The organism is Microbacterium sp. 69-10, from assembly GCF_001897945.1.
GTDB lineage: Bacteria > Actinomycetota > Actinomycetes > Actinomycetales > Microbacteriaceae > Microbacterium.
Map to the genome: position 1 here is coordinate 157543 of NZ_MKRT01000024.1, position 565 is coordinate 158107.

At 68.1% G+C, this 565-nt stretch carries 1 protein-coding gene; it reads left to right on the plus strand.

The window, feature by feature from the left end:
• Nucleotides 1-565 (plus strand): EF-Tu/IF-2/RF-3 family GTPase (locus BGN97_RS11790; protein WP_292701621.1); only part of this gene is annotated, 565 nt, incomplete at both ends.

Consider the following 565-nt stretch of genomic DNA (forward strand, 5'->3'; position numbering starts at 1 on the left):
CGACCTGCCCGACAACGACGACCTCGAGCCGCTCTTCGAGGCGATCCTCGAGCACGTGCCCGCACCGTCCTACGACGACGAGGCCCCGCTGCAGGCGTGGGTCACGAACCTCGACTCCTCGTCCTTCCTCGGACGCCTCGCGCTGCTGCGCGTCTTCAACGGCACGCTGAAGAAGGGCCAGACGGTCGCCTGGGTGCGTCAGGACGGCACCACTCAGAATGCTCGTATCACCGAGCTGCTGATGACCAAGGCGCTGGAGCGCTACCCGGCCGAGTCCGCCGGTCCCGGCGACATCGCCGTGATCGCCGGATTCGCAGACATCATGATCGGCGAGACCATCGCCGACCCCGAGGACGTGCGCCCGCTGCCGCAGATCACGGTCGACGAGCCGTCGATCTCGATGACGATCGGCACGAACACCTCGCCGCTGGTCGGCAAGGTCAAGGGCCACAAGCTCACCGCCCGCATGGTGAAGGACCGCCTGGACCGCGAGCTGATCGGCAACGTCTCGATCCGCGTGAACGACATCGGCCGTCCGGACGCCTGGGAGGTGCAGGGCCGCGGC